At 72.0% G+C, this 13,181-nt stretch carries 12 protein-coding genes; 4 read left to right on the forward strand and 8 right to left on the reverse strand.

Annotated elements, in window-relative coordinates:
* Positions 1–28: 28 nt before the first annotated feature.
* The 4 genes from AMK10_RS20175 to AMK10_RS20190 form a co-directional block, all read right to left on the reverse strand.
* Positions 29–1,678 (reverse strand): (2,3-dihydroxybenzoyl)adenylate synthase, encoded by a 1,650-nt coding sequence (locus tag AMK10_RS20175; protein WP_073749192.1) that lies wholly within the window; start codon positions 1,676–1,678, stop codon positions 29–31.
* Complete coding sequence (locus tag AMK10_RS20180) at positions 1,675–2,874, reverse strand: isochorismate synthase (protein WP_073749193.1); 1,200 nt, start codon at positions 2,872–2,874, stop codon at positions 1,675–1,677. The genes AMK10_RS20175 and AMK10_RS20180 overlap by 4 nt, the downstream gene beginning before the upstream one ends.
* 100 nt (positions 2,875–2,974) lie before the next feature.
* On the reverse strand, positions 2,975–3,763 hold the full coding sequence (locus AMK10_RS20185; protein ID WP_073749194.1) for a 2,3-dihydro-2,3-dihydroxybenzoate dehydrogenase: 789 nt from the start codon (positions 3,761–3,763) through the stop codon (positions 2,975–2,977).
* Positions 3,760–4,740, reverse strand: a complete 981-nt coding sequence (locus AMK10_RS20190; protein ID WP_073749195.1) for an ABC transporter substrate-binding protein — start codon at positions 4,738–4,740, stop codon at positions 3,760–3,762. Before AMK10_RS20190 ends, AMK10_RS20185 begins: the two co-directional genes overlap by 4 nt.
* A 162-nt stretch (positions 4,741–4,902) precedes the next feature.
* On the opposite strand from AMK10_RS20190, the gene AMK10_RS20195 reads away from it, so the two are divergent.
* The 3 genes from AMK10_RS20195 to AMK10_RS20205 are packed head-to-tail and all read left to right on the forward strand — an operon-like array spanning position 4,903 to position 7,897.
* Positions 4,903–5,988 carry a FecCD family ABC transporter permease gene (locus tag AMK10_RS20195; RefSeq protein WP_079180778.1) on the forward strand — a complete coding sequence of 362 codons (1,086 nt, stop codon included), beginning with the start codon at positions 4,903–4,905 and terminating at the stop codon, positions 5,986–5,988.
* Complete coding sequence (locus AMK10_RS20200; protein ID WP_073749196.1) at positions 5,985–7,070, forward strand: FecCD family ABC transporter permease; 1,086 nt, start codon at positions 5,985–5,987, stop codon at positions 7,068–7,070. The genes AMK10_RS20195 and AMK10_RS20200 overlap by 4 nt, the downstream gene beginning before the upstream one ends.
* A gap of 8 nt (positions 7,071–7,078) precedes the next feature.
* A complete protein-coding gene (locus AMK10_RS20205; protein WP_073749197.1) occupies positions 7,079–7,897 on the forward strand; it encodes an ABC transporter ATP-binding protein in 819 nt (272 codons plus the stop codon).
* Here the strand turns inward: AMK10_RS20205 and AMK10_RS20210 are convergent.
* The 3 genes from AMK10_RS20210 to AMK10_RS20220 all read right to left on the reverse strand — a co-directional run bounded on the left by AMK10_RS20210 (position 7,881) and on the right by AMK10_RS20220 (position 11,359).
* Positions 7,881–9,239, reverse strand: coding sequence for an MFS transporter (locus tag AMK10_RS20210; protein WP_073749198.1), 1,359 nt, complete (start codon positions 9,237–9,239; stop codon positions 7,881–7,883). The two genes, AMK10_RS20205 and AMK10_RS20210, sit on opposite strands and share 17 nt — an antisense overlap.
* Positions 9,240–9,283: 44 nt before the next feature.
* A complete protein-coding gene (locus tag AMK10_RS20215) occupies positions 9,284–10,204 on the reverse strand; it encodes an amidohydrolase family protein (RefSeq protein ID WP_073749199.1) in 921 nt (306 codons plus the stop codon).
* Between the two features lie 129 nt (positions 10,205–10,333).
* Positions 10,334–11,359 (reverse strand): amidohydrolase family protein, encoded by a 1,026-nt coding sequence (locus AMK10_RS20220; RefSeq protein WP_073749200.1) that lies wholly within the window; start codon positions 11,357–11,359, stop codon positions 10,334–10,336.
* Positions 11,360–11,569: 210 nt separating this feature from the next.
* On the opposite strand from AMK10_RS20220, the gene AMK10_RS20225 reads away from it, so the two are divergent.
* Positions 11,570–12,238 carry a GntR family transcriptional regulator gene (locus AMK10_RS20225; protein ID WP_073749201.1) on the forward strand — a complete coding sequence of 223 codons (669 nt, stop codon included), beginning with the start codon at positions 11,570–11,572 and terminating at the stop codon, positions 12,236–12,238.
* A gap of 162 nt (positions 12,239–12,400) precedes the next feature.
* On the opposite strand, the gene AMK10_RS20230 is transcribed toward AMK10_RS20225, so the two are convergent.
* Positions 12,401–13,084 (reverse strand): alpha/beta fold hydrolase, encoded by a 684-nt coding sequence (locus AMK10_RS20230; protein WP_073749202.1) that lies wholly within the window; start codon positions 13,082–13,084, stop codon positions 12,401–12,403.
* Positions 13,085–13,181: the final 97 nt, after the last annotated feature.

A 13,181-nucleotide genomic window follows, 5' to 3' on the forward strand; every position in this document is an offset into this window, starting at 1 on the left:
CCGCGCTGGGCGGAACTCGGTGCTGATCTCAGTGCTGGGCGGACACGGCGCGGCCGGGGACGGCCTCGGACCGCAGTCCCTTCTTGCTGACCTTGCCGATGCCGGTCTGCGGGAACGCCTCGACGAACTCGACGAGGTCGGGGATCTTGTACGCGGCGACACCGCGCTCACGCACGAGGCGTTTGACCGCGGCCGGTTTCAGGGCCTCGGCGCCCTCGCGGAGGATGACGTAGGCGAGGGTGCGCTCCCCCAGGTACTCGTCGGCCACGCCGACGACGGAGACGTCGTGCACCGAGGGGTGGGCGAGGATGATGTTCTCGACCTCCTCCGGAGCGACCTTCTCGCCGCCCCGGTTGATCTGGTCCTTGGCGCGTCCCTCGACGACCAGATGGCCCGTCGGGGTGCGGCGCACGATGTCACCGGTGCGGTAGAAACCGTCCTCGGTGAAGGCCCGGCGGTTGTGCTCGGGCGCACGCCAGTAGCCGCGGATGGTGTACGGGCCGCGGGTCAGCAGATGCCCGAAGCCGCCCTCGGGGACGTCCTCGTCCGCGTCGTCGACGACGCGGACCTCGTCGTCCTCGGAGATCGGCCTGCCCTGGGTGGTGACCACGGTCTCGTGATCGTCGTCCAGGCGCGTGTAGTTGACGAGACCCTCGGCCATGCCGAAGACCTGCATGAGCCGGCACCCCAGTGCGGGTTCCAGACGGCGGGCCGCCGACTCGCTGTACTTGGCACCGCCGACGAGGACCAGCTCCAGGCTCGACAGGTCGTGCCCGGTGCCGGGGCCCGCCTCCGTCCACACCAGGGCGAGCGGCGGCACCATCCCGGTCATCGTGACGCGCTCGCGCTCCACGAGTGCGAAGGCCGTCGCCGGGTCGGGACTGGGGCACATCACCACGGTCCCCCCGGCGTACAGCACACCGAGCCAGCCGGGCGAGCTCATCGGGAAGTTGTGCGCGGCAGGGAGCACGACGAGGAAGCGGGTGGAGCCGTCCACCCCGCAGATCTCGTTGGATCCCCGCAGCGAGTAGATGTAGTCGTCGTGCGTACGGGGGATGAGCTTCGGCACCCCGGTCGTGCCGCCCGACAGCTGAAGGAAGGCCAGGTCGTGCGGCTCGGGCTCGTACCCGGTCTCCGAGGGGTCGCACGGCACGTCCGACAGAGCGGTGTGTCCGCCGGGGGACCCGGCCACGAACACGTGCTTCAGGGACGGCGTGCGCTCCTTGACCTTCGAGGCGAGCGCCAGGTGGTCGAAGCCCGCGTGCCGGTCCGGGACGACGTAGGCGACGGCCTCGGTGAAGGAGCAGAAGTACTCGATCTCCGTCTCCCGGTGCGCGGGCAGCGCGTAGACGGGCAACGCGCCGATCCGGAACAGCGCGAAGACGACCTCGACGAACTCGGCGGTGTTCGGGAGCTGTACGACGACCCGGTCGCCCCGGGAGATCCCGCGCGCCGCGAAGCCGGCCGCCATCCGCGAGGCACGCTCGTCCAGTTCCCCGTACGTCCACTCGCGGCGCGCGGGGGAGGGGTCCACGAGCGCGACGCGGTCGGGGTGCGCGGCGGCGCGCTCACGCAGCACACCGCCGAACGTCTCGCCGCGCCAGTGGCCCGCGGCACGGTAGCGCTCGGCGAACTCGGCGGGCCAGGTGGGGGCGTCGGCTTCCTGGAGGGTGGTCACAGGGCTGCTCCCACGGCGCTCAGGAACGTCCGGAACTTGGCCCCGGTCTCCGCCGTCTCGGCGGCGGGCGAGGACTCGGCGACCACACCGGCCCCGGCGAACAGCCGCAGGGTGCGGCCCTCGGCCTCGGCGCAGCGGATCGTCACGACCCAGTCGCCGTCGCCGTCCGCGTCCTGCCACCCGACCATGCCGGTGTAGGCGCCGCGGTCGAAGGGTTCCGAGTCCGCGATGACCTGCCTGGCCACCTCGGTCGGGGTGCCGCAGACCGCCGGGGTGGGATGCAGGGCGGAGGCCAGGTCCAGGGCGGTGGACCCGGGGTCGCGCAGCTCCCCGGTCAGGGTCGTCGACAGGTGCCACATGGCGGCCGTGCGGATGAGGGTGGGGCGCTCCGGCACGTCCAGGCCGGCGCAGAACGGCGCCAGCGCCTCGCGGATGGCGTCGACCACGACCGCGTGTTCGTGCAGGTCCTTCGGCGAGTCCAGCAGCGCGGCGGCCCTGCGGACGTCCTCCGCCAGATCACCGCTGCGGGGTGCCGAGCCCGCCAGCGGATTGGCGACGAGCCGGGCGCCCCGGCGGGACACGAGCAGCTCGGGGCTCGCGCCCACGAGGGTGCGTCCCGGTCCGCTGGGCACCGCGAAGGTGTAGCCCTCAGGGTCGCGGCGCGCCAGCCGGCTCAGCATGGCCGGCAGATCGAGGTCACGCGCGGAGGTCAGCTCCAGGGTGCGGGCGAGGACGACCTTGTCGAACTCCCCGGCCCGCATCCGCTTCACGGCGGCGGCGACCGCCTCGGCGTACTCCTCGGCGGCCGGCACCTCACGTATCCGCCAGTCGTCACCCGGCTCCACCTCAGGGCCGTGCAGGGCGATGAGCGGGTCCGCGCGCAGCGCGCCCGCCCACCGCAGGGTCTCGGGGACGGCCAGGGCAGCCGTGCCGTCGGGGGCGAACGGTACGGCGCCCACGACGACCGGCACGGGACCGCCCGCGCCCCGGGAGGCGTCCAGGACCTCCCGTACCCGCAGGGTCAGGGGGCGGTCGTCGTGCGGCACCGGCGCCCGGGTTCCGGAGCCGAGCAGGGTGTGCCGGGGCGTCGCGAGGAAGCGGTCCGTGCCGGGCCGGTAGGCCTCCAGCAGGGCGGTCGCCGCGCCGGGGGCGGTGTGAGGGGGAGGAGCGGCATGGACGCGCAGAGAGGCAGACATGGGTGGTCTCCAGGGGGGATGGCTCGAACTGCGGCAGGGTGACGGCGGAACGGGTTCAGGCCCGCAGGGTGGCTCCGCCGTGGACGAGGGCGGAGCGGGTTCAGGCCCGCAGGGTGGCTCCGCCGTCGACGTAGAGGTCGTGCATGGTGATGTGGCGGGCCCGGTCGGACACCAGGAAGGCGACCGCGTCGGCTATGTCGGAGGGTTCCGCGATCCGGCCGAGGGGGATTCCGGTGCGGTACGCCGCCGGGTCGCCCTCGACGACGGCACGGGCGGAGGCCTCCTCCGCACCCGCCGTCCACATGCCGCGCTGCATGTCGGTGAGGGTCGATCCGGGGGACACGGTGTTGCACCGCACGCCCTTGGGCGCCACTTCGAGGCCGAGGCACTTGGTGAACATCACGGCCGCCGCCTTGGAGGCCGCGTACGCCGCCATGTTCGTACGGGGGATGCCCGCGGCGTTGGACGCGACGGTGACGATGCTTCCCGAACCCCGCCCCGCCATGCGGCGGGAGACGGACCGCGACACGTGGAAGACGCCGTTCGTGTTGACGGCGAAGGTGGCCGCCCACTCCTCGTCCGGCATGTCCGCGACCGCCGAACCGCTCAGGACTCCGGCCACGTTGACCGCGATATCCAGGGGGCCGAGGGTGTCCTCGGTCCGGGCGACGAGACTTTCGACGGCCGAGGAGTCCGTCACGTCGAGCGCCCGTGCGGCCACCCGGCCGTCGTACACCTTCGCGAGGGCGGCGACACCGTCCTCGGTCAGGTCGGTGGCGACGACGCGGGCCCCCAGGCCGGCGAGGGCGTGCACGACCGCCTCGCCTATGCCTCCGCCGGCACCCGTCACGAGGGCGAGCCGGCCGGTGAGTTCCTGCCCTGTGCTCACTTGACCATGGCCTTCCGGATGTCTTCGAGCACCGATACGGCCGCCTGGGCGCCGCCGAGGCTGGTCCACTTGGTGCCGTCGACGACCGTGGCGTGCTTGTCGCGCACGGCGCCCAGCTGCTGGTAGGCGGGCTTCTCCGCCAGCTGGTCCAGGAGGTCGGCGTCGGTGCCCGCGTCGAGGGAGCCGATGAACAGCCAGTCGCCGTCGATCTCCTTGAGGTTCTCGTCGCTGAGCGGCGTCGAGTGGCCCTCGCCCTGGTCCTTCTGGATGCCCGGGCGGGTGAAGCCGAGGTCCTTCAGGACGTCGCTGATGAAGACGCCCTGCTGCATGACGGCGGTGCCCTTGGCCGAGTAGCGGGCGACGGACACGCTCGCGCCCGCCTGCGAGCCGAGGTCGGTCTTGAGGGCCGCGGCCTCGGTCTCGTAGCCGGCGAGGAACTTCTCGGCCTCGTTGGCCTTGCCCAGCGTCGAGCCGGTGAGCTGGAGGGCCTTCTTCCAGTCCTTGGTGCTGCCGATGGTGACGACGGTGGGCGCGATCTTCCGGAGCTGCGCGAGCACCTGCTCGTCGGCGAGCTGCCCGGCGAGGATCACGTCCGGCTTCGCCTGCACCACCTTCTCGATGTCGGGGCCGGTCACGGCGCCCACCACGGGGATGCCCTTCGCCTGGTCCGCGAGGTACTGGGGCGCGCCCTTCTGGCCGCGTCCCGCGGTCAGGCCCACCGGCTCGACACCCAGGGCGAGGGACGCGTCCAGGTCCATCTCGCTGAGCGCGACCACGCGTTCCGGCGCCGCGGGAACCTTCACCTTGGTCCCGGTGGCGTCGGTGACCTGGGTGGTCGCCGAGGCGTCCGCTCCGGCGGTCCCGGCTTTGTCCTCGGATCCACAGGCGCTCAGGGCGAGAGCGCCAAGGGCGAGCAGCGTGGCGGATGCGACAGGACGTGCGATAAGGCGGGACGAGAAGGACGAATACGGCGCCATGGCCTTGGATCTCCGTTTGCGTTCGGACGATTCCCGTTCCGGCCGGGGTGCTCTCCGAGGTCGTACAAGGAGAGAAGCAGTGCACATCACGCCACTTCAGGGCATGGGTGTGCCCTGGGACCCGGCGGAACCGGACGAGCTGACTTAGGTTAGGCTACCCTTATGTCGATAGCGCAAGGGGGTCCGGGGAGAACAGCCGGATCCCGCCCCTCGGAAGTCCCCCCGCCCCAGGGGCGGCCAACTGCATGGTTCGCCACGGGACTTCTCCTTCTGCTCGCGGCCCTCGTGCTGCTCTCCCTCGTCATCGGCACCGGCGCGAGCACGGTCGGACGCGCCTGGGACTTCGTCCTCGGAGACCCCGCCGCCCGCGCCGACGCCCAGGTCCGGCTGGCCGTCATGGACGTACGCCTGCCGCGCACGCTCGCCGCCGTCCTCGTCGGCACCTGCCTCGGCGCCGCCGGATGCCTGCTCCAGGCCGCCACCCGCAATCCGCTCGCCGAGACGGGCCTGCTGGGCGTCAACTCGGGCGCCGCGTTCGCCGTTGTGCTCGGGCTCACCTTCTTCGGCGCCGACTCCCCGGGCGCGCTGCTCGTATGGGCGCTGACCGGAGGCATGGCCGCGAGCGCCGTCGTCCTGCTCTTCGCCGCGTCGGGACGCACCGCGGGCTCACCGCTGCGTCTCGTCCTGGCCGGATCGGCACTGGGCGCCACCTTCCACGGATGCACCTCCTACGTCCTGCTCGGCACCCAGTCGACCTTCGACACCTACCGGTACTGGACGATCGGCTCGCTCGCGGGAGTCGAGACCTCCGACCTCGTCCCCCTGCTGCCCCTGGTGGCGCTCGGCCTGCTCACCGCGCTCGGCTGCGCCCGCCCCCTCTCGGCGCTCGGCCTCGGGGACGACGGCGCCCGCTCACTCGGCCACCACCCGGGCCGCATACGGCTCGTCGTCGCCGGAGCGGTCTCGCTGCTCGCCGGCTGCGCGGTAGCGGTGGCCGGTCCCATCGCCTTCCTGGGCCTCCTCGCCCCGTACGCCGCGAGGGCGCTGACGGGGCCGCGCATGACGGCCCAACTCGTCCTGTCCGCACTGATCGCGGCCGACATCATGATCCTCGCCGACATCCTCGCCCGGATCGTCATCCGCCCCTGGGAGACCCCCGTCAGCGTGCTGCTCGCCTTCGTCGGCGGTCCCCTGCTCATCTGGATCGCCCGTTCCTCCCGCCTGTCCACCGCGGGGGCCGAGGCATGACCGCCCCCGGGACGACGGCGGCCCCGGCTCCCGTCGCGGACGTGACACCCCCCGACAGCACCGTGCTGCGCACCGGGACGCTGTCCTGGCTCGTGCCGCGCCGCAGCGCGCTCGCCGCCGCGCTCCTCGTGCCGCTGCTCGCGGTCCTCGTCGCCCTCGCGGTGATGGCGAGTTCGACCGGCATGAGCCTGTCCCAGACCCTCTCGGGACTCCTCGGCACCGGGGACGCCGGAACCGTCATGATCGTGCGGGACTTCCGGCTGCCCCGGATCTTCGCCGGGCTCATGGTCGGTGCCGCAATCGGCATCGCGGGCTGCCTCACCCAGACCCTGGCCGGCAACCGCCTCGCCACCCCCGACCTCGTCGGCGTCAACGACGGTGCCACGGCCGCCGTGATCGCCGCCGCCGCGGGCTCCACCACCGGCATGGTGGGCGACTGGTGGCTCGGCCCGATCGGCGCCGTCGCCGCCGCCGCGATCGTCGTCCTGTGCGCGGGCGGAGCCGGAACCGCCGGATACCGCGTCCTGGTGACCGGCATCGGCGTCTCCACCTTCATCGGCGCCGTGAGCGACCTGATCATGTCCCGCGAGAACGACAACACCGCGGGTGGCGTCTTCCTCTGGACCGTGGGCAGCCTCAACGGCCGGGACTGGGGCGTCGGTACACCCCTGGCGCTCGTCCTGCTGTTCCTCGTCCCGCTCGCCCTCGCGGTCGGACACCGGCTCCAACTGCTGCGCTTCGACGACGACGTGGCCGCCTCGCTCGGCGTGGACCTGCGCCGGCTGCGTGCCTGCGCGCTGGCACTCGCCGTCGCCCTCGCGGGCACGGCCGTCGGCGTCGGCGGTCCGATCGCCTTCGTGGCCCTCGCCGCCCCGATCCTCGCCCAGCGCCTGTCGGGACCCACCCGGGTCCCGGTCATGGGCTCGGCGCTGACCGGTGCCGCCCTGATCGCCGCGGCCGACGCGCTCGGACGTGTCGCCGCCCCGGTCGAACTCCCCGTCGGCGTCGTCACCAGCGTCCTCGGCGGCCCCTTCCTGCTCTGGGTCCTGTTCCGCCCGGACCGTGCCACCGGAAAGGCATGACCACTCCCATGACCGAAACCTCCCGTGAGACCGCCCCCGGGCTCGAGATCACCGCACTGCACGCCGGATACCCCGGCCGGCCCGTCGTCGAGAATGTCGGTCTCACCGTGCCCGCGGGCCAGGTCGTCGCGATCGTCGGCCCCAACGGCTGCGGGAAGTCCACCCTGCTGCGCACCGTCGCACGCCTGCACCGCCCCGACTCGGGAACCGTCAGGGTCGGCGGCGAGGACATCTGGGGGCTCGGCAGGCGCCGGGCCGCCCACCGCGTCGCCCTGCTGCCACAGTCGCCGCGCGCCCCCGAGGCCGTCACCGTCGCGGGGCTCGTACGCTACGGCCGCCACCCCCAGCAGGGCCTCCTGCGCCAGTGGTCCCGGGAGGACGAGCACGCCGTACGCGACGCGCTGGAGGCCACCGGAACGACGGAACTGGCCGCGGAGCGCCTCGACAGGCTCTCCGGCGGCCAGCGCCAGCGGTGCTGGCTCGCGATGGTCCTCGCCCAGCACACCCCGGTCATCCTGCTCGACGAACCGACCAGCGCCCTCGACCTCGGCCACGCCGTGGAAGTCCTGGAACTGGTACGGGAGGTCGCCGCCACCGGACGCACCGTCGTCATGGTGCAGCACGACCTGGTGGCCGCGTCCCGCTACGCCGACCTCCTCGTCGCCATGAAGGACGGACGGGTCGTCGCCCGGGGCAAGCCGGACGAGACGGTCGACGAGACCCTGGTGAAGGAGCTCTACGGGCTGGACGCCGACATCCTGCGCGCACCCGGCGACGCGGCGCCCGTCGTGGTGCCGAGGAGCCGCGCCCTCACGAAGCGGATGTGACGGCCTTCGGCTTCCGTGCCACCGGACGCGACGGCCTGGTGCGGGGGCCGAAGACGGCCAGGGCGACCGCGCCCACCATCCAGACACCCGCGATGAAGTAGAAGACGCTCTGGTAGCCGGTGCGGTTGTAGAGCGCGGCGATGATCAGCGGGCCCGCCGCGTTCGACAGCCGGCCGATCCCGTAGGTGATGCCCGTGCCCAGCGAGCGGCTCCGGGTGTCGAAGAGCTCGGGGGAGTAGGCGTACGCGAGGGCGGTGTAGCCGCGCTCGAAGAGGTTCACCAGGAAGCCGAAGATCACGATCAGGACCGGGTCGAAGGTCAGCCCGTACAGCAGACCGCAGGTGGCGATGACCACGCCGAAGGCGACGAGACACCACTTGCGCTCGAACCGGTCGGTGACCAGGGAGGCCAGGAAGGAGCCCAGGGGCGCGCCGACGGTGGTGAGGGCGATGTAGAAGACGGACTTCTCGACGCTGAAGCCCTCCTCGGACAGCAGGGTCGGCGCGAAGCTGGAGTAGCCGAAGAAGCCGATGGTCTGGGTCACCCACAGGACGGTCAGCAGGAGCGTCGGCGCGAGGTACCGCTTCTGCAGCAGCAGACGCACCGGAGCCTTGACGGCCGGGGGCTCCTCCACCGGCTCCGCGGGTTCGGCCAGCGGCCCCTTCTCGGCGATCACCGAGGCCTCGATCTCACGCAGGACCGCGTCGGCCGCCGCGTGGTCGCCCCGGCTCTCGTGCCAGCGGGGGGACTCCTTGAGGTGCCTGGCGAACAGGACGAGGACGACGCCGAGGGCGCCCCACAGGTACACCAGCCGCCAGGACCAGTCGCTGAGCGGGACGACGAAGCTGGCGATCAGATTGGTGGCCGGTGTGCCGCAGATGCCGATGACCATCGCGTACGCCTGGTACTTGCCCCGGACCGCGGCCGGATACAGCTCGTTGACGTAGATGACCGCCACGACGGTCATCGCGGACAGGCCCGCCGAGGTGAGCACCCGGAAGACGCCCAGCGAGAAGATGTCCCACGAGAACACCGACACGAACGAGAAGAACCCGAAGAACAGGATGGTGCGGAGCAGGGTCGTCTTGCGGCCCCACCGGTCGGCCAGGGCTCCGGCGACGATGGAGCCGATGAACATGCCGACGAACGACAGCGAGGTCACGTAGGCGACCTGGCTTACCGTCACGCCCCACAGGTCGACCAGCTTGGGAGCGGTCGTCGCGAAGCTGTTGATGTCCGCGAACTCGAAGAAGTAGGCGAACGCGATGGCGAGCAGAGTGGTCTTGTGGAAGCGGGAGATCGGCAGTCGGTCCAGCCGGTTCGCCGAATTGGCGTGCTGCATGGGACGGTCCCTGTCGGAGTGCGGGTGCGGGGGTGCGGAGGGGGTCAGACGTCTTCGCCGGGCCAGTAGAGGCGCATCGGGTTGTCGACGAGGAGCTTGTGCTGCTGCTCGGGCGTGACCGCGACCCGCGGCACGTGGTCGACCAGGAGCCCGTCGTCGGGCATGTGACCGGTGAGGTTGGGGTGGGGCCAGTCCGTGCCCCACAGCACGCGGTCCGGGAACTCCTCGATCACACGGCGGCCGAAGGGCACCACGTCGGTGTAGGCGTGCCGCTCCCCGTCGAGAGCGGGGGGCCCGGTCACGCTGAGGCGCTCGGGGCAGGTCACCTTCACCCAGACGTCGTGCGCGCCGACGAAGCGCAGGAAGCGGTCGAACTGCGGTCCGTCCGCCGGAAGGTCCACATCCGGCCGGCCCATGTGGTCCACCACGAGGGGAGCGGGCAGGGAGCCGAAGAAGCCCTCCAGCTCGGGCAGATCAGCGCTCTCGAAGTAGAGCACGATGTGCCAGCCGAGCGGAGCGATCTTCTTCGCGATCGTCCGCAGGTCCTCCTTCGGGGAGGTGTCGACCAGACGGCGCAGGAAGTTGAAGCGCACTCCACGCACCCCGGCGGCGTCCAGCTCCCGCAGTTCGGCGTCGGAGATGCCGGGCCGTACGGTCGCGATGCCGCGTGCCCTGCCACCGGACGCGCGGACGGCGTCCGTCATCGCGGTGTTGTCCGCACCGTGGCAGGTGGCCTGGACGATGACGGCACGGCTCACGCCCAAGTGGGCGTGCAGTGACGCGAGTTGCGTCTTGCTCGCGTCACAGGGCGTGTATTTGCGCTCCGGCGCGAAGGGGAACTCGGCCTGCGGCCCGAACACATGGCAGTGGGCGTCGACCGTGCCCCGCGGCAGCCGGAACGACGGCGTGGACGGATCCTGGTACCAGTTCAGCCAGCCCGGTGTCCTGGGCGAAGGCGCACTCATGAGAACTCCTGTGGTTCATGGGGGGACGTCGGTGCGGTGGTGCGTGTCCGTCCGGACGCGCGGAGCGGAGCGGCGCCCAGGTACGCGGGATCGGCGAGCGTCGGCCACGGGCGGGCTCCGCCCGCGGGTTCAGCGGCCCTGGAGCTTCAGCAGGGCGTCGAGGCGCGGGTACACGGAGCGGGCATTGTGCTCCTGGATGTCGGAGAGGTCCTTCTCGGGCAGCCCTGCGGCCTCGGCGTAGCGGCGGGTGTCGTCGAAATGATGGCCGGTCCGGGGGTCGATGTCGCGGACGGCGCCGATCATCTCCGAGGCGAAGAGGATGTTCCGGGTGGGCACCACGTCGAACAGGAGGTCCGAGCCGGGCTGGTGGTAGACGCAGGTGTCGAAGAAGACGTTGCCGAGGACGTGCTCCTCCAGGGACGGCTTCCCGAGTGCCATGGCCAGACCGCGGAACCTGCCCCAGTGATAGGGGACGGCGCCGCCGCCGTGCGGGATGACCAGCCGGAGGGTGGGGAAGTCCGCGAACAGGTCGCCCTGCACCAGTTGCATGAAGGCGGTGGTGTCGGCGTTGAGATAGTGCGCCCCCGTCGTGTGGAACGCGGGGTTCACGCTGGTGCTGACGTGCACCATCGCGGGGACGTCGTACTCGGCCATCTTCTCGTACAGGGGGTACCACGAGCGGTCGGTGAGGGGCGGCGCGGTCCAGTGGCCGCCGGAGGGGTCCGGGTTGAGGTTCAGCGCGACGGCACCGTACTCCTCGACGCACCTGGTGAGTTCCGGTATGCAGGTCGCGGGGTCGACGCCCGGCGACTGGGGGAGCATCGCGGCGGGGACGAAGCGCTCCGGGAAGAGCCGGCTGACGCGGAAGCACAGCTCGTTGCAGATGGCGGCCCACTCGGAGGAGGTGCTGAAATCACCGACATGGTGGGCCATGAACGACGCCCTCGGCGAGAAGACCGTCATGTCGATGCCGCGCTCGTCCATCAGCCGCAGCTGGTTCGACTCGACACTCTCGCGCAGCTCGTCGTCGCTGATCCTCAGATCTGCCCTTCTCGGCGCGACGGACGGGTCCCCGAGACCGGTGATCTGCTGGTTCCGCCAGGCCTCCAGCGCGGGCGGGGCCGTCGTGTAGTGGCCGTGGCAGTCGATGATCATCGCTGTTCCTCTTCGAAGTGCCTGCGTGTACACAGCCGGAGGGCCGCTCCCAGGGCCGTCCGACCCGGCCGGCTGTCACGTCACCGTAACCGTCGATGAAATTGTTGACAATATGCCTGACGAGAAAGTTTCGGGCATCATCGCTGATGGCGCAGCCGTGGAGTCCACGCGGCGCGCGGATTTTCCCGACGATGTACGGAAGGCGGAGGGGTGACGTCGAATCAGGTCACCGGCCGGGCGGGCCGGAGCGCGGTCTCCAGCGGTATCCGGGCGGCGCTCGCGGCGGGGGACATGGTGCCCGGTCAGCGTCTGGTCGAGCAGGAGCTGTCCGAGGTCTTCGGGGCCACCCGGAGCTCGGTGCGCGAGGCGCTCCAGGACCTGGCGGCAGAGGGGCTGGTGGAGCTGATTCCCCGGCGCGGGGCGCGGGTCCGGGTGATCTCCGTCGAGGAGGCGATCCAGATCACCGAGTGCCGGGCCCTGCTGGAGGGGCTCTGCGCCCGGCGGGCCGCGGAGTACGCGTCGGACGAGGTGCGCCAGGAGCTCAAGGACATCGGCGCGGCGATGAGCCGGGCGGTGGCCGAGGGGGACCCGGACGCCTACTCGGTGCTCAACCGCAGGCTTCACGAGTGCATCGGCGAGGTCAGTGACCAGAAGGTCGCGCAGGAGCTGCTGGACCGGATGAACGGGCAGATGGTGCGCTACCAGTTCCGTCTCGCGCTGCGGCCCGGCCGCCCCGCGCAGTCGCTGCCCCAGCATCTGGCGATCATCGACGCCGTGATCGCGGGTGACTGCGCCGCGGCGGAGGCGGCGGCGCGTGCGCACGTCGACAGTGTCGTCGAGGCGCTGCGCGAGACCCCCACCCCGGCCCGCCTGCACTGACCCGGTGGCGGCGGGCCCGCGCCGGTACGGCCACGTGGCGAGCGTTCCGGCCGAGCCGGAACGCGCCCGCCTCCGTCAGGAGCCGGGCGTGCGCCGGGGCACGGGTCTCATCCGGGGCGGCGGGCCGTCGGCAGCGGTCCGCCCACGTGCCCGGCCGCGGCACTACGCACGCGCGGCCTCCGCCAGGACGCGGGCGAGCTCGCGGGGGCGGGTGGTCATCGGCCAGTGGCCCGAGTCGAGATCCACGTAGGCCAGGTGGGTGGCCCGGGCGAGGTCGGGGCTCTCGCCCGCGGCGATCCACTCCTTGGCCTGGGCGGGGGTGAACTCGGGGCAGACGATCACGACGGGAACGTCGAAGCGGCGCTCGTCGCTCAGGCGCACGACTCCCCTCGCGACCTGTTCGGGGACCGGGACGGCGGCGGACGCGAAGCGGTGCCGGGCCCGCTCGTCCAGGTCGGCGGCCTCCGGCCCCTCGAAGGGGCCCCAGCCCGGGAAGGGCATGACGCCGCCCTCCATCGCGAAGTAATCGGCGTACGCCTGCCCGTCGGGGGCGGGGAAGCCGCCGATCAGGGCGACCCCGGCCACCTTCCCGGGGCGCGCGTCGGCGGCCAGCCAGGCCAGGCTCGACGCGGCGGAGTGCCCCACCACCAGAGGCTTCCCGGGCGTCGCGTCGACGGCGGCGAGCACCGCTGCCACCTGGTCGTCGAGTGTCGCACCGGCGTTTCCGTCGCCCTGGCCGGGGAGGGTGAGCGGCACGGGACGGTGGCCGAGCGCGATGAGTTCGGGCACGACGTCGTCCCATGCGGATCCTTCGAGCCACAGGCCGGCGATGAGCAGGATGTCCACGGTTTTTCTCCCGGAGAGGCGTCGGAGCTGGCTGCCGGCACGCTATCGGGAGGCTCTGACAAGGGGCCGCACACGCCTCTCCCGCCCGGTTCGGGTC

Origin of the sequence: Streptomyces sp. CB02058 (assembly GCF_001905505.1) — a bacterium.
Taxonomy (GTDB): Bacteria; Actinomycetota; Actinomycetes; order Streptomycetales; family Streptomycetaceae; genus Streptomyces.

Excerpts from the sequence above, each read along its gene's own strand:
- AMK10_RS20180 (WP_073749193.1), bottom strand. The coding sequence starts at position 2,874 with ATGTCTGCCTCTCTGCGCGTCCATGCCGCTCCTCCCCCTCACACCGCC.
- AMK10_RS20190 (WP_073749195.1), bottom strand. The coding sequence starts at position 4,740 with ATGGCGCCGTATTCGTCCTTCTCGTCCCGCCTTATCGCACGTCCTGTC.
- AMK10_RS20195 (WP_079180778.1), top strand. The coding sequence starts at position 4,903 with ATGTCGATAGCGCAAGGGGGTCCGGGGAGAACAGCCGGATCCCGCCCC.
- AMK10_RS20200 (WP_073749196.1), top strand. The coding sequence starts at position 5,985 with ATGACCGCCCCCGGGACGACGGCGGCCCCGGCTCCCGTCGCGGACGTG.
- AMK10_RS20205 (WP_073749197.1), top strand. The coding sequence starts at position 7,079 with ATGACCGAAACCTCCCGTGAGACCGCCCCCGGGCTCGAGATCACCGCA.
- AMK10_RS20210 (WP_073749198.1), bottom strand. The coding sequence starts at position 9,239 with ATGCAGCACGCCAATTCGGCGAACCGGCTGGACCGACTGCCGATCTCC.
- AMK10_RS20215 (WP_073749199.1), bottom strand. The coding sequence starts at position 10,204 with ATGAGTGCGCCTTCGCCCAGGACACCGGGCTGGCTGAACTGGTACCAG.
- AMK10_RS20220 (WP_073749200.1), bottom strand. The coding sequence starts at position 11,359 with ATGATCATCGACTGCCACGGCCACTACACGACGGCCCCGCCCGCGCTG.